The 20,506-nt window shown below is 45.7% G+C and carries 17 protein-coding genes; 6 read left to right on the top strand and 11 right to left on the bottom strand.

The window, feature by feature from the left end; all coding sequences use genetic code 11:
• Positions 1–89: 89 nt before the first annotated feature.
• Positions 90–2,381 carry an S-layer homology domain-containing protein gene (locus ACZ5Q7_RS02635; RefSeq protein WP_343751554.1) on the bottom strand — a complete coding sequence of 764 codons (2,292 nt, stop codon included), beginning with the start codon at positions 2,379–2,381 and terminating at the stop codon, positions 90–92.
• Positions 2,382–2,606: 225 nt separating this feature from the next.
• On the opposite strand from ACZ5Q7_RS02635, the gene ACZ5Q7_RS02640 reads away from it, so the two are divergent.
• Entirely contained in the window at positions 2,607–3,041 is a 435-nt protein-coding gene (locus ACZ5Q7_RS02640; protein WP_343751555.1) for a cell wall hydrolase, read from the top strand.
• A 50-nt stretch (positions 3,042–3,091) separates the two neighbouring features.
• Here the strand turns inward: ACZ5Q7_RS02640 and ACZ5Q7_RS02645 are convergent, their stop codons facing one another.
• On the bottom strand, positions 3,092–3,955 hold the full coding sequence (locus ACZ5Q7_RS02645; RefSeq protein WP_343751556.1) for a polysaccharide deacetylase family protein: 864 nt from the start codon (positions 3,953–3,955) through the stop codon (positions 3,092–3,094).
• 270 nt (positions 3,956–4,225) lie between these two features.
• Here ACZ5Q7_RS02645 and ACZ5Q7_RS02650 point away from each other — a divergent pair, with 270 nt between their 5' ends.
• Entirely contained in the window at positions 4,226–5,329 is a 1,104-nt protein-coding gene (locus tag ACZ5Q7_RS02650; protein ID WP_343751557.1) for an NADH:flavin oxidoreductase, read from the top strand.
• A gap of 34 nt (positions 5,330–5,363) precedes the next feature.
• Here the strand turns inward: ACZ5Q7_RS02650 and putP are convergent, their stop codons facing one another.
• From putP to ltrA (ACZ5Q7_RS02680), 6 genes are all read right to left on the bottom strand, one after another.
• Positions 5,364–6,890, bottom strand: a complete 1,527-nt coding sequence (putP, locus tag ACZ5Q7_RS02655; protein WP_343751558.1) for a sodium/proline symporter PutP — start codon at positions 6,888–6,890, stop codon at positions 5,364–5,366.
• 141 nt (positions 6,891–7,031) lie between these two features.
• Positions 7,032–7,379 (bottom strand): hypothetical protein, encoded by a 348-nt coding sequence (locus ACZ5Q7_RS02660; RefSeq protein WP_343751559.1) that lies wholly within the window; start codon positions 7,377–7,379, stop codon positions 7,032–7,034.
• A gap of 110 nt (positions 7,380–7,489) precedes the next feature.
• Positions 7,490–8,434, bottom strand: coding sequence for a 5-oxoprolinase subunit C family protein (locus tag ACZ5Q7_RS02665; protein WP_464433070.1), 945 nt, complete (start codon positions 8,432–8,434; stop codon positions 7,490–7,492).
• Between the two features lie 4 nt (positions 8,435–8,438).
• Positions 8,439–9,206 (bottom strand): LamB/YcsF family protein, encoded by a 768-nt coding sequence (locus ACZ5Q7_RS02670; protein WP_343751561.1) that lies wholly within the window; start codon positions 9,204–9,206, stop codon positions 8,439–8,441.
• Positions 9,199–9,933: a 5-oxoprolinase subunit PxpB gene (gene pxpB / locus ACZ5Q7_RS02675; protein WP_343751562.1), complete on the bottom strand. Its 735-nt coding sequence runs from the start codon at positions 9,931–9,933 to the stop codon at positions 9,199–9,201. Before pxpB ends, ACZ5Q7_RS02670 begins: the two co-directional genes overlap by 8 nt.
• 297 nt (positions 9,934–10,230) lie before the next feature.
• On the bottom strand, positions 10,231–11,685 hold the full coding sequence (gene ltrA, locus ACZ5Q7_RS02680; protein ID WP_464432767.1) for a group II intron reverse transcriptase/maturase: 1,455 nt from the start codon (positions 11,683–11,685) through the stop codon (positions 10,231–10,233).
• Between the two features lie 614 nt (positions 11,686–12,299).
• Between ltrA (ACZ5Q7_RS02680) and ACZ5Q7_RS02685 the strand changes: the two genes are divergently transcribed.
• From ACZ5Q7_RS02685 to ACZ5Q7_RS02695, 3 genes are read left to right on the top strand one after another with little or no spacing between them, the layout of a single operon-like run.
• A complete protein-coding gene (locus ACZ5Q7_RS02685) occupies positions 12,300–12,440 on the top strand; it encodes a cytochrome c oxidase subunit 2A (protein ID WP_343751035.1) in 141 nt (46 codons plus the stop codon).
• Positions 12,441–12,463: 23 nt separating this feature from the next.
• Positions 12,464–12,967 carry a cytochrome c oxidase subunit II gene (locus ACZ5Q7_RS02690; protein WP_343751036.1) on the top strand — a complete coding sequence of 168 codons (504 nt, stop codon included), beginning with the start codon at positions 12,464–12,466 and terminating at the stop codon, positions 12,965–12,967.
• Complete coding sequence (locus ACZ5Q7_RS02695; RefSeq protein ID WP_343751037.1) at positions 12,967–14,655, top strand: b(o/a)3-type cytochrome-c oxidase subunit 1; 1,689 nt, start codon at positions 12,967–12,969, stop codon at positions 14,653–14,655. The genes ACZ5Q7_RS02690 and ACZ5Q7_RS02695 overlap by 1 nt, the downstream gene beginning before the upstream one ends.
• Before the next feature lie 262 nt (positions 14,656–14,917).
• Here the strand turns inward: ACZ5Q7_RS02695 and ltrA (ACZ5Q7_RS02700) are convergent, their stop codons facing one another.
• From ltrA (ACZ5Q7_RS02700) to ACZ5Q7_RS02710, 3 genes are all read right to left on the bottom strand, one after another.
• A complete protein-coding gene (ltrA, locus tag ACZ5Q7_RS02700; RefSeq protein ID WP_464432767.1) occupies positions 14,918–16,372 on the bottom strand; it encodes a group II intron reverse transcriptase/maturase in 1,455 nt (484 codons plus the stop codon).
• Positions 16,373–16,729: 357 nt separating this feature from the next.
• Positions 16,730–18,196 (bottom strand): transposase, encoded by a 1,467-nt coding sequence (locus ACZ5Q7_RS02705; protein ID WP_464432814.1) that lies wholly within the window; start codon positions 18,194–18,196, stop codon positions 16,730–16,732.
• A 245-nt stretch (positions 18,197–18,441) separates the two neighbouring features.
• Positions 18,442–18,675, bottom strand: coding sequence for a DUF3953 domain-containing protein (locus ACZ5Q7_RS02710; RefSeq protein ID WP_425542393.1), 234 nt, complete (start codon positions 18,673–18,675; stop codon positions 18,442–18,444).
• A 231-nt stretch (positions 18,676–18,906) separates the two neighbouring features.
• Between ACZ5Q7_RS02710 and ACZ5Q7_RS02715 the strand changes: the two genes are divergently transcribed.
• Entirely contained in the window at positions 18,907–20,373 is a 1,467-nt protein-coding gene (locus ACZ5Q7_RS02715) for a transposase (RefSeq protein WP_464432814.1), read from the top strand.
• Positions 20,374–20,506: the final 133 nt, after the last annotated feature.

The following is a 20,506-nucleotide window of genomic DNA, read 5'->3' on the forward strand; positions in this document are numbered from 1 at the left end:
GTACTATTTGCATAGGAATAAAATCAAATGTTTCGGTGCCTGGCACTTAAACAATTCAGAATTGTTCGGGTGCCTGGCACTCGAATTCTCTATGGCATGAGTTTGGCTAGTTGGACGTTCGATACGGCTAGTTCTGCCAGTGTTGTGTTATTTTTTGGTTGGAAATTGTTGTTGTCGTCTCCTTGAACAAGTCCAAGTGCTTGTGAGAGAGCGACATAGCCTTGATAGTCATCATCAATAGCATCGGCGTCCGCAAAATCAAGCTTATACACATCGCCTTGTTTGGCTGCTGAGTCCAGGTTGAGCATACGGATATACCAGGCTGCAAGCTCCTGCCGTGTCAACGTTTCATCAACCGGGAATGTATCCTGATCAGTGTTAATAATCCCCTGGTCTGCTGCCCGTTCCACAACGTGATACAAGTCGTCTTCAGGTGCGATATTGTCAAATGTCTGCTCCTGCTGTCCTTCCGGAGGTACAACCGGTCCAGGCAGCGGCCTATCAGGCATTTGTGTCACTGATCGCATGAGCACGTTTAACGCTCTTCCTTTAGACAACGGGGCATCCGGTTTTAAAGATTCCGGATCATCCACTTGAATGATTCCCGCTTCGATCATAAAGTTCAGTTCATCCTCGGCCCGTGGATGCGAAATGTCAATGTTTGCGTCTTCCTGCTGATTTGGCATCCTTGGATCATTCATCCATTCCCCATTAACAGCGTCATATGTTTGCGCATCATGTCCAAAGTCCGGCCGGTAAATAAGCTTGTAGTCGCCATCACCTGAACCACCATTATAAGGAACCGGCCTTACCGGATTGGCTTGCAATGCTTGCGAATTCATATACACAAGCGAAACCCCCAGGTCTTCAAGAAAGTCGTCCCTGGCCTGTTTCTTATCCACCACATCCGCTTTGGACGGCCAGTCTTTCACCGCTTGGGTATCCGCATGGAACATGACCACCTTTCCGTCTTCTGCTGAAATCCCGACGCGAATGCTGTCACCGGTTACCCGGATGCCGTCATGAATACGCGGGAATTGAAAGTGATACGACCCATTCGGTGAAATGTCGCCCGCTTTAACGACCGGTTTGCTGTACTGATTAAGTTTTGATGGGGCATAATCCTTAATCGCTTCCACCGCTTTATCCAGCGCTTCCTCTTTCGACACATTCTTTTCAACGTCTTCACCATCACTCATGCGCAATCGGTTAATGTCACGGAATTGCACGACTTCCCCGTTGGCTTTAGCAATGGAAATACTCGATCCGTAAGAAGCAGAACCGGTTTGATACTCGTATTGAATGCGATAAATCATTTGGCCGCTGCGATTTTCCCTTTTCCGTACAGATTCAATTCGCAATTTGGTATCCTCATCATCATTTTTCAAAATCGTTTCCGCTCGTTTCTTCGCTTCATCGCTGGAAATCGGCTCAGACTCAACATCTGCCGGTTCGTCCTGAATCGGTTTGAGGTCATCGGCTTCCGGAATTTCCTCAACGAAGTCGCCATTGACGATGAATTTTCCGTCTGTTGCATGAACCCCTGTGATGGCCGGATCAAAATTATACACGAGCCGGGCATTCGTATCGCCACCTCGTGAGTCAACAACATAATGAAGGCCAAGCTGGAGGTTGTCTTTCAGTTGTTTCAAAGCTTTTTTCTGATCGACCGTTTGTTTCAAATCGTCATAAGAGACGTCTCGTGATTGATTCACTCCGCGGTACACGCGCGAAATGTCACCGTTTCCGAGAATGGTAACCATCACGGTATCCCCCACAACCGGGACGTCTTGTTCCAGCCTTTCATACTGGAAACGGTATTCAATCGGTTCTCTTAACGACTGGTTCGTTGGCAACGGGCGAGGGAACGAGTCTGTCTGACGATACGTCGCATCAGCCGTTAACTGATCGACAACGGTATTCGCCTTTGATTGGGCTTCATCTTTGGAAATCTCTGCCGGAAAGAGAGCATCGTTTTCATGAGGTGATCGGTAGCTGAAACGTTTCAGCTCTAAATCATCCCCGGAAAATGTAGCGTTGCCATGCATGCGCTCTCCATCGACTTCTTTGTTAAAGGACACCCGGTATTGAACGATTTTATCATCCTGTCCTTCCGGGTAGCGATAGCTGGTTCTGACGCGGACATCATCGTCGCTCAATCCATCAAGTTGGTCGGGAACTACCGCTTGCAACCGATCAATCACCTTTCCAACATCAACGTCCGTTTCGGCATCCGGTACGTCAACCACGTGCGAACGATCCATTTGGTATGCCCCTGGCGGAAACTGTTCAGATCCCGCCGCTGCACTGGCGCCAAGCGGTATCCCCGCTATTAGCAATGACGCAGCCAAGGGCGTGACACCTAATCTCTTAAACGTCAAATCTCTCTCCCCCTATAATAAAATTTCTCACAACTACCATTCTAGGTATATTCTCACCCATACGCAACGCCTAACAATGTAAAATTATGACTATTTTTGGTGCCTGGCACTTGAACAATTCAGAATTGTTTGCGTGCCAGGCACCGGAATAATTCTGAATTTTGTATGTGCCTGGCACTGGAACTAAGCGGGATTTTTTTCATACACTATGTTTGGGGTGAGAAAATGTCATTCATTAGATACACAAGTAAAGACGTTGACTTAATGGCGAGGATGATGCGAGCCGAAGCGGTCGGTGAAGGAAGACTGGGAATGATGTTTGTCGGAAATGTCATTGTTAACCGTGCAAAAGCGGATTGTTTGGATTTTACCGATATAAGAACAGCTCGAGAAGCCATTTATCAAGTGCAAGGAGGAAATTATGTCTTTGAAGCTGTTCAAAAAGGGAGTATGTTTTACCAGCCAGCACGAGAGTCCACAAAACGATTGGCAAGAAAAAACTTGAAATACTGGAGGCGTCATCCAGCAAAATACTCACTCTGGTACTTCAACCCATTTGAATCATGTCCTGCCACATGGTATGGGGAGCCGTTTGCCGGTCAATATAAAAATCACTGCTTTTATGAACCAGCAGCCGGAACGTGCGAAAGTGTTTATTAACGTGCCAGGCACCGAAACAATTCTGAATTGTGTCGGTGCCTGGCACTAAATTATGGTGTTTTCAACAAGGATGGGTCAAGGATTTTATAGCCTTGATCGCGCAGGCCTTTCACGATGTCTTCCAATGCTTTGTTCGTCCAGTCGCGGTCATGCATTAAAAGGATGGCGCCGTCACGCAGCAAGCCTGGCGGATCCGGTTGCAGCATGATGTCTGTGAGTTTATCCGCATCCTGATAACCGGGTTTAAAATCATAGCCGTATGACCAGTTCATCACCAGCGCATCCCGTTTTTCTGCCATTTGGGTCGACACATCGGTGTTCACCCCATGCGGCGCACGAAAAAATTTCACCGGATCGCCCGTTATGTCTTCAATTTGGTCATAAACCGGTGCCAACTCTTCCCGCTGCTCCTTTTCTGACAGATCGGACAGATTGGGATGGGTATCCGTATGGTTGCCCAGCGGAAAGCCCATGTCATGAAGTTTTTTCACCTTTTCTTTGCCGCCATCTTGATCGACAAACATTTTGTTTATGTAAAAAATAGCGCCCGCATCCATCTCTTTCAGTTTTTTTGCCATTTCCACCGCATGATCTTCCGGTGCGTCATCAATGGTCAAGAGCACCACATTCGGATCTGCATCATCAATGGGCTCAATGTAATAGTTATCCGTCATTTTGTATTCTGGATCCTTCTGTTCGGACTTGGTCTCCTCTTGCTCGTCATCGTTTTCTTTCGGTTCATCCTCCTCTTTCGCCTTCCCCTCGTCTTGATCCTCCTCATCTTCGGCTGTTTGATCCGAATTTGTCTCCGCCTTTTCTGAATCATCCGGTGGAGACTCCTCAGAATTCGATGTCGCCGAACATGCGGATAAAACAAGTAGTATAGCAAACAGCCATATCGTATACGCCCTCATATGCTTCCCCTCCATATATGCATTTACCCTTCCCATTATAAACGAAATCAAGTGTCGGCGCCAGGTGCCTGGCACTTAAACTATTCAGAATTGTTCTGGTGCCTGGCACTCGCTCAATTCAGAATAATTGCGTTGGTGCCTGGCACTCGCTCAATTCAGAATTGTTCTAGTGCCTGGCACCATGTCCCGGTGCCTGGCACTTGAGCATCCGTATTTCTTATGTTTAATTGGAATAGACTAAGAATTGTTTTCAATGAAGGAGTTGTGACCATGATAGACACAAAATCATTATTTGAGACCGCTACATTAGGTTCGACAACCTTAAATAATCGGGTAGCGGTTTCGCCAATGACACGCACGAGTGCCACACCTGAAGGATTGGCCACCGATCAAATGGCATCCTATTATGCATCTTTTGCCCGGGGTGGATTTGGTTTAATTATTACAGAAGGAACGTATATTGATGACAAATATAGCCAGGCCTATGTCAATCAACCGGGGATTGCATACGATGAACAAGCTCAAGCATGGAAAAACGTTGTTGATTCCGTCCATCAGGAAGGGGCGAAAATCGTCATGCAGCTGCAACATTCCGGTGCCCTTTCTCAAGGAAATCGTTTCACCCGGGAAACACTTGCTCCTTCGTCTATCCAACCACAAGGGGAACAATTAAAAATGTATTCAGGGGAAGGTTCATTCAAAACCCCAAACGAAGCAACAAAGGCAGAGGTTCAAGAGGTTATCGATGGATTTGTTCACGCCGCTGAACGTGCCCAATCGGTCGGATTCGACGGGGTTGAATTTCATGGAGCTAATGGCTATTTACTTGATGCGTTTCTTACTGATTATACCAATAAACGTACCGATGAATACGGTGGTTCTTTAGAAAACCGCACTCGGTTATTAGTTGAAGTGTCTCAAGCGGTGCGTGAAGCAGTCGGGAAGGAGTTTATCATTGGTATTCGAATTTCCCAAGCTAAAATAAATAACTTCGCACACAAATGGACTGGAAAAGAACACGATGCTGACGTCATCTTTCGTCAATTGGGGCAAGCCGATTATGACTATATCCACGTTACGGAATATAAGGCGTGGGAGCCTGCATTCGATACAAACGAAGCCCCCCTTGCAGCTCTTGCAAAAAAATACGCGGGACTACCTGTCATAGCCAATGGTCATTTAGAAGATCCTTCCCATGCGGAAGATATGATAGCAAACAAAGAAGCCGACGTCATCGCCTTAGGTAAAGGTGCCTTGGCTAACCATGATTGGGTCAACAAAGTCAAACATAACGAGCCACTAGCAGCGTTTGAAGGAGAAAAAGTACTAAACCCAAATGCGAAAATTAAAGACTTTGAGGTGCCTGGCACTTAAACAATTCAGAATTGTGTCGGTGCCTGGCACTGGCTCAATTCGGTGCCTGGCACTCACTTACCGCTTTGTCATAGTCGGAGGCAACATCGCTGGATGGTTTACCGGCCAAACTGACGACCACAGCAACCATTAAGTTGAGAAGAAACCCTGGTACAACTTCATAAAGCTCAAAAATCCCGCCGGAGAGAAAATCGCCCCACACAATAACGGTGATGGCGCCAACAACCACGCCGGAAAGGGCTCCGGTGCGCGTCGTGCCTCGCCAGAAAAGCGACAGCAGAATCGTTGGTCCAAATGCGGCTCCGAACCCTGCCCAAGCATAGCTTACCAAGTTAAGTACGGAACTTTCCGGATTGATAGCAATCAAGGCGGCAATCAACGCAATAACGAGCGTCGCCAGCCGGCCGATCCACACCAATTCGTTATCGGTTGCCCGCTTCCGGAAAATAGCCTTGTAAAAGTCCTCGGCCACAGCGGATGATGATACAAGCAATTGCGAGTCAATCGTACTCATAATGGCCGCCAAGATAGCCGCCAGCAAAATACCGGAAATGGCTGGATGAAACAACAGCTGTGAAAACGCGATAAAGATTTTTTCTGAGTCCGCCAGCATTTGCACGCCATTTTCGGTCATCGTTGATATCCCATACTCACTTAAAACCGACACATCCTGGGTATTGATGAACGCCAACCCGGCAAGACCGGTAAAAATTGTTCCATAAAGCCCAATAATCATCCAAGTGGTTCCGATAAAACGAGCTTTGGGAACATCTTTCGGTGAGCGTAATGCCATAAAACGTACAATAATATGCGGCTGGCCAAAATAGCCAAGTCCCCACGCAATGGATGAAATAATAGCGATAATTCCAACATCCTCAATCATGTTCAAATGTCCCGGATGGATGTCACCAACCGCCTGAACCGTTGCATCCCATCCGCCCATTTGATTGATGGCAACGATTGGTACAGCGATCAGTGTCATAAACATGAGTATTCCTTGCAGAAAATCCGTCCAAGCGACGGCTAAAAAACCCCCGAGCAATGTGTACGATACTATGACTAGGCTTACAATCCACAGCGACGATTGATAGGGCAAACCAAATGATGCTTCAAACAACTTTGCGCCCGCCACCATTCCCGACGACGTGTAAAACGTAAAAAATAATAGAATAACCAGTGCTGAAATAACACGAAGAAGATGAGAATGGTCCTTGAAGCGATTTTCTAAAAAGTCCGGAATCGTAATGGAATTGTTGGCCAACTCCGTATAAACGCGCAGTCGTTTAGCGACAAATTGCCAATTCAAATACGCCCCCGTAGATAGTCCAATAGCCATCCACGCTTCGGCCAGTCCCGATGCATAAATAGCACCGGGAAGCCCCAGCAGGAGCCAGCCGCTCATATCCGACGCACCGGCGCTGAGCGCAGCCACACCGGGACCCAATTTACGTCCGCCAAGAACATAATCTGATAAATTATCAGTCATTCGATACATGATAATGCCGATCACAAGCATTCCTATAAGATAAACTATAAATGTTATAAACGTCCCCGATTCCATCTACTTTCGCCTTCCTTCTGTCAATAATGTAATGATGGATAACACAATCAGTAAGGGCATCGGTATAAGCAGCCACATCCATGTCGCCGTTGAAATAGCATAATCCAAAACGCATCACCCCCCCTGTTTCGGTGCCTGGCACTAATTGTTTTGGTGCCTGGCACTTGTATGTAACGAAATACGCAAATTTTTACCTGGGTATTTTTCTTTTAGCTTCTCATGATATTTCTCTTTCAATTGATCTTTTGTTTCTGACTTTGTGTCCGGCTTCACTTCGATTTCCATCTTTACGATACTGTCACTATCCTCAACATAACCACTCTTAACGTGTTCCTCTTCTAATAAGTCCGTTGATAAGTCCCGGTCTAGTTCGCCTTGAATATCTTCTTCGATCTTATCTAATTTTTCCGTGACCTCATTATTCTGTGAGCATGCGATCAGTGAAAAAGTGGTTAATATCGCTAAAAAGACTAACTTGGATTTAGTCAAGATGCATTCTCCTTTTTATACCTATTTTATACTTATCTTGACATTATCCGTTAGTATTATACATTAGTGCCAGGCACCCGCACAATTCTGAATAGTTTCGGTGCCTGGCACTAAAGTGGCGGGGGATGACTCCGATATGCCAGCACCCGGAGAAAATCCCTCTCTTCCATGGCTCGTCGTTGCGCCTCATGAACGTTAACCGGGTAAAAGCGAATCTTGCTTCCAGGTGGCAGCTGTGCGACTTTAGGGATATCGACGGAGATGACTGTGGCAATTCGATTATACCCTCCAGTTGTTTGCCGATCGGCCATTAGGATGATTGGCTGTCCATTTGCAGGAACCTGGATCGTTCCAAGTGGTACGGCGTCCGACCATATATCGGCATTATGTTTATGAGGTATCTCGGTCCGCTCTAATCGATACCCCATTCGATCCGATTCAGGGCTAATCGTATGTGTGTCGTTATAAAACGATCGGATGCCCTCGTCTGTAAATCGATCCAATTCAGGGCCTGGCACCACTCGGATAGACGTTTGGTTATGATAATCGGGAATAGCCGCCTGACTCAGTCCCACACCAGGACGAGAATGGACATGAAATCCATTGATAACCATATCCTTTTTTATAACTGTTCCAAAATGTGCCCGTTCATATGTTGATTTGCTGCCCATCATGACCGGAACGTCATACCCGCCTGCAACAGCCAGGTAGGCGCGCACCCCCGATAACGGGCGTCCAAAAGTGATGCGATCACCCTTTTGAACTCGAAACGATTTCCACATCGGTGCTCTTTTGCCGTTGACTGCAGGACTCAAATCGGCACCACCAATGGCTATAACGGCTGGTGATAATACATCCAGTTCCGGTCCCATCAATGCGATCTCCAGCGCAGCTTCATCCTGTTGGTTGCCAACAAGCAGATTCGCTACTTGCAACGCAAATGGATCCATCGCCCCGGAGACGACAACACCATATTGCTGGAGACCTTGTCGTCCCAAATCCTGAATCGTCGTTTGCAAGCCTGTTTTCCTAAATTGAAAAAGTGGTTGAGACAATGGACTACGCTCCGACACGACGAATATCAATCCCTTCTTCATGCAAACGCCCACGCAACTGTTCCACAAATGTCAAAGCATGCGGATGATCACCATGAACGCAAACCGTATCCGCTTCGATAGCAACAGGTGTACCATCCACAGCCATGACACGGTTATCATAAATCATTTGCAGCACCTGTTGTACCGCTTGGTCCGGATCTGTTATCAAAGCCTGTCCTTCTGAACGTGGGCTCAGCGTCCCATCTGGCTGATACGTACGATCGGCAAACACTTCCGATGCAGTCGTCAGCCCATGATTTTTTCCAGCGCGTGTCAACTCACTCCCGGATAGCCCAAACAAAATCAGATCACGATCAACATCCTTCACCGCTGTAGCAATCGCATCAGCAATGTCCGCATCCGTAGCTGCCATATGATACAGCGCGCCATGAGCTTTCACATGATTCATCGCCACCTGATGCACGTGACAAAAGCCTTTTAATGCGCCAATTTGGTATGTGACAAAACGGTACACATCCTCCGGGTCAACCATGATATGGCGGCGACCAAACCCCTGCAAATCAGGTAATCCAGGATGGGCGCCAATACCAGCGCCATTTGCTTTCGCTTTCTTGACGGTTTCGTACATCGTATTATGATCGCCGGCATGATAACCGCACGCTATATTGGCCGACGTTATTACCTTTAATATGTCTTCATCAAGACCAATGGTATACGGACCGAAACTCTCCCCTATATCGCTGTTTAAGTCAATCTGAACGTTAGCCATCCTGAATCACTTCCTTCTCGATTTGGAACGTGTTGTTTTGAACGTGTGTTTCGATTCTTTCGTATTCCCGTTCTGAAATGGGTACGAACCTTATTCGGTCACCTGCCCTGTATAAAAATGGGTCATCACGACTCGGGTCAAATAATTTGACAGGGGTCCTCCCAATGATATTCCATCCCCCAGGCGACGCCAATGGATAGATGCCGGTTTGACTGCCCGCGATTCCAACAGCCCCTTCAGGAACATGGCTTCTCGGATTATCCAATCGTGGTGTGGCCAAGTCCTCGGGCAACCCCCCTAAATACGGGAAACCAGGCAAAAAGCCAATCATATAAATAAGATAATCCACACCTGCGTGTTTTTCCATCACCCTTTGTTCACTCACTCCGCTACTGTCAGCCACTTGTGCTATATCGGGGCCTGCTTTCCCACCGTACAAAACAGGTATTTTTACACGTGTCACGGTTTCTTTCGGACACTCCGAATCGCTATACGCTATATCCAGCAATCTATCGTGGAGGTTTTCATAGGAAACGACATCGGGTTCGTAATAGACATGCACGGTGTGATAGGCAGGCACCCATTCGGTCACACCTCTAACAGCATGGTCACTTAACCGCTTGCAAAAAGCTCTGATTTTACGGTTCAGTTCAGGCGATACCTCTTCATTAAACTGAATACGAATAGCCGCATCACCTGCCACCTGACATGTGATGGTCGTCATCATGGATCACCTTCTTCTATAGAGTGCCTGGCACCCACACTATTCTGAATTGTTTTGGTGCCTGGCACTAAGATAGCATATACGCTGTCATACGAAAACGATAAAATGCCATCCGCTATTAAAGCGACGGGGGGACTGGCCCCGAAATGTCAGAATTGTCCCGGTGCCTGGCACGCGCACTATTCTGAATTGTTTTGGGTCAAGTAGGAGTGAACCTCTCAGCCTAACGGCTGATTGTGTATCACTCCCCTCTCAGAACCATGCGAGCGGTTTTCCCGCACACGGCTCCACCTATCATCTTCACAGAATGTAACTAATATGATCTCTAAGTTGGTATATATTCACTTTCACAGTTGGTCTTGGAAGTGGAAATTTCTTTAGAAATAAAACGAATTTCTCCCATGTAAAAGACTTCTTCTGGCTTCTTCGATTGAGCCATTTAAAGAGTAACGTTCTTATATTGTCACGAAACAAATCAACCGTTGGCGAATTGTCTGTAATACAATAATAATTATAGTATCCTATAAGTGACTTTCGAATTCTATCCATGATAAATTCGGCACCTTCGGTTCTGTTTTCTTTTAGCCATTTCTTAGTTTGACGCAACTTCGCTCTCATCTTCTTGTTGTCAGTTTTCCGTTTAACTCTGAACTTGCCTTTCTGACTTTGGCTGCAGTAATGCGTGAAACCCAGAAAATTAAACGTCGGGGGTTTCCTATTTCCATTCCGCCTACTGTTCTTTTCCGCAAATCTGCCAAAGGGAATAATGTTCGTCTTGTCCTCTGCAACTTCAAGGTTAAATTTCGCCAATCTCTGTTTGAGGCCTTCAAAGAACTTATACGCGTCCTGCTGATATTGAAAACAGCACACAAAATCGTCCGCATAGCGGACGAGGTACGCTTGTCCTTTACATTCTTTACGTACTTTACGCTCAAACCATAAGTCCAGGACATAATGGAGATAAACATTTGCCAGAATAGGCGAGACAACACCACCCTGTGGTGTGCCAAACTCCTCCTTATATCGCTTGGTTTCCTCCATGTATCCGGCCTTTAAGAATCTGGCTACGAGCCTCAGTATACTGGGATCTTTAATTCGATGTTCCAGAAATGCCAGCATCCAATCATGATCCACATTGTCAAAGAATCCTTTAATATCTACATCTACAATGTAGTTCGTGTACCTCTGTTCAATGTAGACATTAAGAATCTTCAAGGCATCATGACAATTTCTTTTGGGTCTAAAGCCAAAGGAGCAGTCGAGGAAATCATTTTCATAGATTGTGTTAAGAATTTTAGCCAACCCCCGCTGCACGATTTTATCCTCGTGCTCCGGTATCCCCAATGGGCGTTTCTTCCTTGAACCAGCTTTATCAATATAGGTTCGTCTGACCGGTTGGGGGCGATAGCTTTTCTTCTTCATTCTATGAACGAGGTTCTCGACATTATCATTCAATTCTTCACCGTAGTCTTCCTTTGTAACCCCCATAATACCTGCAGCTTTATTGCCGGGTAATTCATAGTGGCATTGCTTTAAAGACTCCTCATCCAACAAATGCGCCAGTGATGTGAATTGCATCCTGGGGTGAGATCTAGCTAATTCCGCTATTCTCGATAGTTTTGTTTCCATTATAATTCCACCTCTGTGTGTAGATAATGTGTCCCTAATAAGAAATGATAGGGGGCTTACCTTTCCTCCACCGGAATTACCCGGCTTCAACGGTACTATGTAGCCCTCCGACTTCCTATCAGACATTTGGTTTCCTCACTTTGTATCGCTTGTACGCCATACTCCCTGCTTCCGCAGGAAGACCCGATAGGACCTCCCGGGTTGCCGTAACATATCCATGTCTAGCGTGCCGTGGTCACCGACCCCGGAAAGGTCTTAATAAGCTCGCCTATTTCACTTATCAAGATGTTGCATTCTGGACTGGCAAAACCATCTGCCCTTTCATTGAGTATTTCGGGGCTCAATCCCTTCAACCGTCGTTTACGGCCCACTAGCTAACAGTTTACGCTTAATGATGGAAGTTACCTTCCATCATCCAAAACTTGCTACGAGCGAGTGGCTAACTCTTACTCGGCGGGCATCCCACCCACTATATGTTACGACCTAAGCCCGGTCGCTCTGCCAGGCACTCATCCCGATCTGACACATAATGGTCATAGCTTTGTGACAAAAAACGAAATGATACGTTTCGTATATTCCAATGGCCAATTTGGTTTGGTAGTCTGAAAGTAAGACGTGGTTCTGATAAATTTTTCCGGACACGTCGATAAACCATTATTTGTTTTTCTAAAAGAGAGCCACGAGCCATAACTGTCTGATGCAGTATGGCGACATGTCGAACCAGAAGGGAGGATTGTGTGATGTCACAAAACAAGCCGGACAAAGAGACTTCAGATCATGCGTCGTACAGTCTGAAGGGCACCTTTATTTCCGTCATGCTTGTGGGGGCCTTTATTATTGTCAGTTGGGCCGGTGTTTATGGATTGTTTATTTCCAGGTAATCTCATCATTGGAGGAATGACTTATGCATTTGCATAAATATGAGAAAATATGGCTCATTTTTGGGATCGCTTCTCTCGTCGCATTTTTGGCGATTCTTGCCTATGGAGCCTTTTGGAAAGGCACTCATCCGCAGAGCGGTGCCGAAACCATTGATCCGGAAAATGTCGAAGCCAATGAAAATTTTCAGGAGGAGCGGCTTGGCCTTACTAAAATTGACGATGGCAAGTATGCTGTGAATGTGATTGCCTCCGCGTTCAACTTTGACATGGGAACGGACGATGAAGGTAACTCAGTGAAAACGATTCGAATTCCTAAAGGATCAGAGGTTCTGTTTCAAATCACGTCGACGGATGTCGTGCATGGCTTTAACGCGGCGGGCACGAACGTAAATATGATGGTGGAGCCGGGTCACGTTAGCCGCTACGAAGCCACCCTTGATAATACTGGCACTTACACGATTGTATGCAACGAATATTGCGGCATTGGTCACCACCAAATGTATGCGAAATTGGAGGTGTATGACTGATGGCACTTTCTAAAAAAGTTGGTCAGGAAGAAGAAACAGCGTATATCACATTGTCTAAACCAGAAAAACGCTTATATATGTCATTTATCTATGTTGCCATTATATCGTTATTAATCGGCGGTACGATGGGTCTCTTGCAGACGCTCGTCCGCTCTGGCCAATTCAACCTGCCATTTGGGATTGGGTATTACCAGATCCTGACATTGCACGGTGTTGTATTAGCTCTTGTCCTCACAACATTTTTTATTATCGGTTTTCAGTATAGTTTAATGGGCAAGACCGTCGGTATGTCCAGTAAACAACGCATGTGGGCCTGGATATCTTTCTGGGTCATGACCGCCGGCACGATCATGGCTGCCGTGATGATTCTGTTGGGCAGGGCAAGTGTCCTGTATACATTTTATGCGCCGTTAAAGGCACACCCGATATTTTATATTGGCCTGTCCCTGATTTTTATTGGCAGCTGGATCTCCGCCATTGTTAACTGGCGTCAGCTTTATTTATGGAAAAAAGCCCATCCGGGTGAAAAATCACCGTTGCTTGCGTTCATGGTTGTCATCAACATGCTTATGTGGGTGATTGCTTCGCTGGGTGTAGCTGTGGCCGTTATAGTGCAATTTATCCCGTGGTCACTGGGCTATGCCGCGACGATTGATGTGCTTATCAGCCGTACCTTGTTCTGGTACTTTGGCCATCCGCTCGTTTATTTCTGGCTGCTGCCGGCTTATATGGCCTGGTACGCGATTATTCCCAAAATTATTGGCGGACGTATCTTCAGTGATTCACTTGCGCGCTTGGCGTTTATCCTGTTGATATTCTTTTCCATTCCTGTCGGTTTTCACCACCAGTTAACCGAGCCGGGCATCGATCCGACATGGAAATTCGTTCAGGTTGTGCTGACCTTTATGGTCGTCGTTCCTACGTTAATGACAGCCTTTTCCATATTTGCGACGTTTGAAACGACAGGCAGGAAAAAAGGCTTTAAAGGCCTGTTTGGCTGGCTGAAGCATTTACCGTGGAGAGATGTGCGTTTTCTTGCACCATTTATTGGGATGCTGGCATTCATACCGGGCGGAGCAGGCGGTATTATTAATGCCTCGCATCAGATGAATGAAGTTGTGCATAACACAATCTGGGTAACCGGGCATTTTCATATAACGATAGCTGCAACAGTTATCTTAACCTTCTTTGGCATCAGTTATTGGCTCGTGCCGCATTTAACCGGACGGCGCCTGACGAAGCAAATTAACCGGCTGGGGATTATCCAATCGATTATTTGGGCTGTGGGGATGCTGATCATGTCTGGTTCGATGCATATCGAGGGTCTGCTTGGTGCACCAAGACGTTCAGCTTTTTCAACTTATGGCGGCACCGAACAGGCACATGTATGGGAACAATACCAATTAGCGCAGGCGATTGGCGGTTCTATTCTCTTCATCGGGATCATTTTAATGGTGTACATCTTTATCAAAATGGCTTTCTTCGCACCAAAAGGCGAAGAAGAGTATCCAATTGCGGAAGAAGAACCGGACGCCAGACCCACACCGAAATTTCTGGAAAACTGGAAACTTTGGATTGGCATTACGATTGCGCTTATTCTGTTTGCCTATACGATTCCGTTCATTGATATTATTCAGAACGCACCACCGGGATCACCGCCATTCCCGAATTTGATCGGCAACAATTAAACTGTTATCAAAAGAGGCCGGGACATAACTTAAGGGATTAACATTAACGACGAATGAAGCTCAGATTTAGCTCCGGAAATGTACGCAGCCGCCGCGCGACGCGTATTTCCGGAGCATGTTTTTAAGTGCCAGGCACGCGCACTATTCTGAATTGTTTTGGGTCAAGTAGGAGTGAACCTCTCAGCCTAACGGCTGATTGTGTATCACTCCCCTCTCAGAACCATGCGAGCGGTTTTCCCGCACACGGCTCCACCTATCATCTTCACAGAATGTAACTAATATGATCTCTAAGTTGGTATATATTCACTTTCACAGTTGGTCTTGGAAGTGGAAATTTCTTTAGAAATAAAACGAATTTCTCCCATGTAAAAGACTTCTTCTGGCTTCTTCGATTGAGCCATTTAAAGAGTAACGTTCTTATATTGTCACGAAACAAATCAACCGTTGGCGAATTGTCTGTAATACAATAATAATTATAGTATCCTATAAGTGACTTTCGAATTCTATCCATGATAAATTCGGCACCTTCGGTTCTGTTTTCTTTTAGCCATTTCTTAGTTTGACGCAACTTCGCTCTCATCTTCTTGTTGTCAGTTTTCCGTTTAACTCTGAACTTGCCTTTCTGACTTTGGCTGCAGTAATGCGTGAAACCCAGAAAATTAAACGTCGGGGGTTTCCTATTTCCATTCCGCCTACTGTTCTTTTCCGCAAATCTGCCAAAGGGAATAATGTTCGTCTTGTCCTCTGCAACTTCAAGGTTAAATTTCGCCAATCTCTGTTTGAGGCCTTCAAAGAACTTATACGCGTCCTGCTGATATTGAAAACAGCACACAAAATCGTCCGCATAGCGGACGAGGTACGCTTGTCCTTTACATTCTTTACGTACTTTACGCTCAAACCATAAGTCCAGGACATAATGGAGATAAACATTTGCCAGAATAGGCGAGACAACACCACCCTGTGGTGTGCCAAACTCCTCCTTATATCGCTTGGTTTCCTCCATGTATCCGGCCTTTAAGAATCTGGCTACGAGCCTCAGTATACTGGGATCTTTAATTCGATGTTCCAGAAATGCCAGCATCCAATCATGATCCACATTGTCAAAGAATCCTTTAATATCTACATCTACAATGTAGTTCGTGTACCTCTGTTCAATGTAGACATTAAGAATCTTCAAGGCATCATGACAATTTCTTTTGGGTCTAAAGCCAAAGGAGCAGTCGAGGAAATCATTTTCATAGATTGTGTTAAGAATTTTAGCCAACCCCCGCTGCACGATTTTATCCTCGTGCTCCGGTATCCCCAATGGGCGTTTCTTCCTTGAACCAGCTTTATCAATATAGGTTCGTCTGACCGGTTGGGGGCGATAGCTTTTCTTCTTCATTCTATGAACGAGGTTCTCGACATTATCATTCAATTCTTCACCGTAGTCTTCCTTTGTAACCCCCATAATACCTGCAGCTTTATTGCCGGGTAATTCATAGTGGCATTGCTTTAAAGACTCCTCATCCAACAAATGCGCCAGTGATGTGAATTGCATCCTGGGGTGAGATCTAGCTAATTCCGCTATTCTCGATAGTTTTGTTTCCATTATAATTCCACCTCTGTGTGTAGATAATGTGTCCCTAATAAGAAATGATAGGGGGCTTACCTTTCCTCCACCGGAATTACCCGGCTTCAACGGTACTATGTAGCCCTCCGACTTCCTATCAGACATTTGGTTTCCTCACTTTGTATCGCTTGTACGCCATACTCCCTGCTTCCGCAGGAAGACCCGATAGGACCTCCCGGGTTGCCGTAACATATCCATGTCTAGCGTGCCGTGGTCACCGACCCCGGAAAGGTCTTAATAAGCTCGCCTATTTCACTTATCAAGATGTTGCATTCTGGACTGGCAAAACCATCTGCCCTTTCATTGAGTATTTCGGGGCTCAATCCCTTCAACCGTCGTTTACGGCCCACTAGCTAACAGTTTACGCTTAATGATGGAAGTTACCTTCCATCATCCAAAACTTGCTACGAGCGAGTGGCTAACTCTTACTCGGCGGGCATCCCACCCACTATATGTTACGACCTAAAAGACCGGTGAAAAACTATATTTTCTATCCATCGAAGATGTAATCAAAGACACGAATTTTTCTCGGATTCCCTTAAATATAAGGGAAATAAAGTGATTGTTGTGGTTTTTTTCATTCCGTTTTTTCGTTTCAGCGCATGCTGAAACACCGGTCCCGGGTCTTTTTCCTTTGAACCGGCTTAACTTCTTTAGATTCTGAACGATGGCGGTACAGAGTGCCTGCTCCTGCATGCAGTCGAGTTCTCTGCTTCTGGCACGATCCAGCCCATGCACTGTCTTGGCTTCAGCGAAGCCATGTTCACACTGGACACGCTTGTTTTGGATGTTCTGGTATTTGCCGTCAATCTGGATTTGCTTTGCTTGATTTTTGGCCTTGACGTTATTGACCTTTTCCTGCCGTTTTCTTTGGTGCTCAGGGTTATGGGTTTTCCTCTGCCAAGTCGGGGTCTCTTCCAATTCATGGTCTCGCAAAGAAATCAAAGGAATGATGCCTTGAGAAAATAGATAGGCCAAATATGCTGGTGTGCCATAGGCCTTGTCACCCGATAACGTCCGAATATGGATCTGCGGGTGCTGAAAACGAACAGCTGCCAGCTGTTGTTGGCTTATTTCTCTTTCCGCTTTACCGGAAGCAATGCTTGCATTGGTCTTTAAAATAACGCCTGACTCAACATCTGCCAGGTTGTGCACAAGGTAACGCGGATAGGCCTCCTGTCCTTTGCTCTTTTTGTACAGACGGGCATCCGGGTCTGTCGTACTCCGGTGGGTTTGATTGGAAAACGTTTTGCCGTGAAAGTCTTCATGGCTGGCATTTTCCTGAAGCTGATCCGATTTATTATTTTCCTTTGATTTCGGAGGCCGAGGGTTTTGGTCATCATCGTCGCTGTTCGGATTACCTGATGGTCTTAAAGACGCTTCATCACGTTGCTTTTTAACTTCCAGGTAAGCTTCAATGGTTTGAACCGGGGCCAGCTCTATTTCTTCCAGACTATGAATGGACGCGTTTGCATGCACTTGTGTGCCATCCACACCGGCATGAACGTCTGGGCGAACGAGGCCGGAAGCAATGCACTGATTAACGACATGCATCATGATATCATCAAAAATACCATGGCGACGCCAAAGCGCTCTTGTTTTAACAAGTGTTGTTCGATCAGGAAGTGACGACTCAAAATCCAGGCCGCAAAACCACAGGTAGCCTGCATGCATGGGGAGCGTTTCAAACAGTTCCCGTTCCGAGTGATTAAATAGATACTCAAGTACAACCAGCCGCACGACCAATTCAGCATTCGTAGATGGCCGGCCTGTCTTTTCGGAGTAGAGAGGTTTCACCCGATCGTGGACAGCTGAAAAGTCAATAGCATCTTTCACCCTTCTCAGGATATGGTGTCCGGGAACGAGATCCTCCATATCAATATATTGAAACATGTTAGGTTGAATGTGATTTTGCTTTGGCGAATGCATAAATGAATCACCCTTTTATAAGTGTTCTATAGACTATATTCGACATAAAGCAATGAAATTCCTAGTACAATTTGACTTTTTCACCGGACTTCTAAGCCCGGTCGCTCTGCCAGGCACGAACACTATTCTGAATTGTTTTGGTGCCTGGCACTAAAAAAAGAAGCCCTGCAGAGACTTTCTCTCCACAGGACTTCCAGAAATCCATCCACTTTAGCACTTAAAGCGGCAAGGGGTGACACCGTATGCTAATTTAACACAAACCCTTGAATGGATACGAATAAAGTAAATAAAAACACAGCTATAAGAAACCAACCAATTAATTTATTAGTAATACGAAAATGTTCGAGTCCCAATACGAGCATCAAAAAACTTAACAACAACATCACTAGTGGTTGAAGCTCAAAGTCATTTGTAATGAATTGATACAAAGTAATGATTATAATTACTGGTGATAAAATAAAAATAAATATCTTAAACATAAGTCTCCTAGCTAATCACATGTTCTGCAATTTAGGCCCGATAAAGGCATAGTGGAGGCAATAATTGTCCCCCGCCTGTTAACGGAAGAAAACAGCATTAAATTTAAGTACAACTGGTTTGAAGTCTTCTTTCATCCTAAAAGTCCGGTGAAAAAGTCAAATTGTACTAGGAATTTCATTGCTTTATGTCGAATATAGTCTATAGAACACTTATAAAAGGGTGATTCATTTATGCATTCGCCAAAGCAAAATCACATTCAACCTAACATGTTTCAATATATTGATATGGAGGATCTCGTTCCCGGACACCATATCCTGAGAAGGGTGAAAGATGCTATTGACTTTTCAGCTGTCCACGATCGGGTGAAACCTCTCTACTCCGAAAAGACAGGCCGGCCATCTACGAATGCTGAATTGGTCGTGCGGCTGGTTGTACTTGAGTATCTATTTAATCACTCGGAACGGGAACTGTTTGAAACGCTCCCCATGCATGCAGGCTACCTGTGGTTTTGCGGCCTGGATTTTGAGTCGTCACTTCCTGATCGAACAACACTTGTTAAAACAAGAGCGCTTTGGCGTCGCCATGGTATTTTTGATGATATCATGATGCATGTCGTTAATCAGTGCATTGCTTCCGGCCTCGTTCGCCCAGACGTTCATGCCGGTGTGGATGGCACACAAGTGCATGCAAACGCGTCCATTCATAGTCTGGAAGAAATAGAGCTGGCCCCGGTTCAAACCATTGAAGCTTACCTGGAAGTTAAAAAGCAACGTGATGAAGCGTCTTTAAGACCATCAGGTAATCCGAACAGCGACGATGATGACCAAAACCCTCGGCCTCCGAAATCAAAGGAAAATAATAAATCGGATCAGCTTCAGGAAAATGCCAGCCATGAAGACTTTCACGGCAAAACGTTTTCCAATCAAACCCACCGGAGTACGACAGACCCGGATGCCCGTCTGTACAAAAAGAGCAAAGGACAGGAGGCCTATCCGCGTTACCTTGTGCACAACCTGGCAGATGTTGAGTCAGGCGTTATTTTAAAGACCAATGCAAGCATTGCTTCCGGTAAAGCGGAAAGAGAAATAAGCCAACAACAGCTGGCAGCTGTTCGTTTTCAGCACCCGCAGATCCATATTCGGACGTTATCGGGTGACAAGGCCTATGGCACACCAGCATATTTGGCCTATCTATTTTCTCAAGGCATCATTCCTTTGATTTCTTTGCGAGACCATGAATTGGAAGAGACCCCGACTTGGCAGAGGAAAACCCATAACCCTGAGCACCAAAGAAAACGGCAGGAAAAGGTCAATAACGTCAAGGCCAAAAATCAAGCAAAGCAAATCCAGATTGACGGCAAATACCAGAACATCCAAAACAAGCGTGTCCAGTGTGAACATGGCTTCGCTGAAGCCAAGACAGTGCATGGGCTGGATCGTGCCAGAAGCAGAGAACTCGACTGCATGCAGGAGCAGGCACTCTGTACCGCCATCGTTCAGAATCTAAAGAAGTTAAGCCGGTTCAAAGGAAAAAGACCCGGGACCGGTGTTTCAGCATGCGCTGAAACGAAAAAACGGAATGAAAAAAACCACAACAATCACTTTATTTCCCTTATATTTAAGGGAATCCGAGAAAAATTCGTGTCTTTGATTACATCTTCGATGGATAGAAAATATAGTTTTTCACCGGTCTTCTAAGGAATTCGCCAAGAGTTATCATGAACGAAACTAGCCCCTTATCGTAACGACGTGGGTTAATTTGGTAATACTTTCTTACTAGTAAGACATACCAAAACAGAGCCATAATACGAAAGGAGCTAGTTATATGTAT

This window comes from Lentibacillus halophilus (assembly GCF_055395055.1).

What these genes read in the sequence shown, in the direction of transcription:
- ACZ5Q7_RS02640 (WP_343751555.1), top strand. Translation starts at nt 2,607, where the DNA reads ATGTCATTCATTAGATACACAAGTAAAGACGTTGACTTAATGGCGAGG.
- ACZ5Q7_RS02645 (WP_343751556.1), bottom strand. Translation starts at nt 3,955, where the DNA reads ATGAGGGCGTATACGATATGGCTGTTTGCTATACTACTTGTTTTATCC.
- ACZ5Q7_RS02650 (WP_343751557.1), top strand. Translation starts at nt 4,226, where the DNA reads ATGATAGACACAAAATCATTATTTGAGACCGCTACATTAGGTTCGACA.
- putP (WP_343751558.1), bottom strand. Translation starts at nt 6,890, where the DNA reads ATGGAATCGGGGACGTTTATAACATTTATAGTTTATCTTATAGGAATG.
- ACZ5Q7_RS02670 (WP_343751561.1), bottom strand. Translation starts at nt 9,206, where the DNA reads ATGGCTAACGTTCAGATTGACTTAAACAGCGATATAGGGGAGAGTTTC.
- pxpB (WP_343751562.1), bottom strand. Translation starts at nt 9,933, where the DNA reads ATGATGACGACCATCACATGTCAGGTGGCAGGTGATGCGGCTATTCGT.
- ltrA (WP_464432767.1), bottom strand. Translation starts at nt 11,685, where the DNA reads ATGTCTGATAGGAAGTCGGAGGGCTACATAGTACCGTTGAAGCCGGGT.
- ACZ5Q7_RS02685 (WP_343751035.1), top strand. Translation starts at nt 12,300, where the DNA reads ATGTCACAAAACAAGCCGGACAAAGAGACTTCAGATCATGCGTCGTAC.
- ACZ5Q7_RS02690 (WP_343751036.1), top strand. Translation starts at nt 12,464, where the DNA reads ATGCATTTGCATAAATATGAGAAAATATGGCTCATTTTTGGGATCGCT.
- ACZ5Q7_RS02695 (WP_343751037.1), top strand. Translation starts at nt 12,967, where the DNA reads ATGGCACTTTCTAAAAAAGTTGGTCAGGAAGAAGAAACAGCGTATATC.
- ltrA (WP_464432767.1), bottom strand. Translation starts at nt 16,372, where the DNA reads ATGTCTGATAGGAAGTCGGAGGGCTACATAGTACCGTTGAAGCCGGGT.
- ACZ5Q7_RS02705 (WP_464432814.1), bottom strand. Translation starts at nt 18,196, where the DNA reads ATGCATTCGCCAAAGCAAAATCACATTCAACCTAACATGTTTCAATAT.
- ACZ5Q7_RS02710 (WP_425542393.1), bottom strand. Translation starts at nt 18,675, where the DNA reads ATGTTTAAGATATTTATTTTTATTTTATCACCAGTAATTATAATCATT.
- ACZ5Q7_RS02715 (WP_464432814.1), top strand. Translation starts at nt 18,907, where the DNA reads ATGCATTCGCCAAAGCAAAATCACATTCAACCTAACATGTTTCAATAT.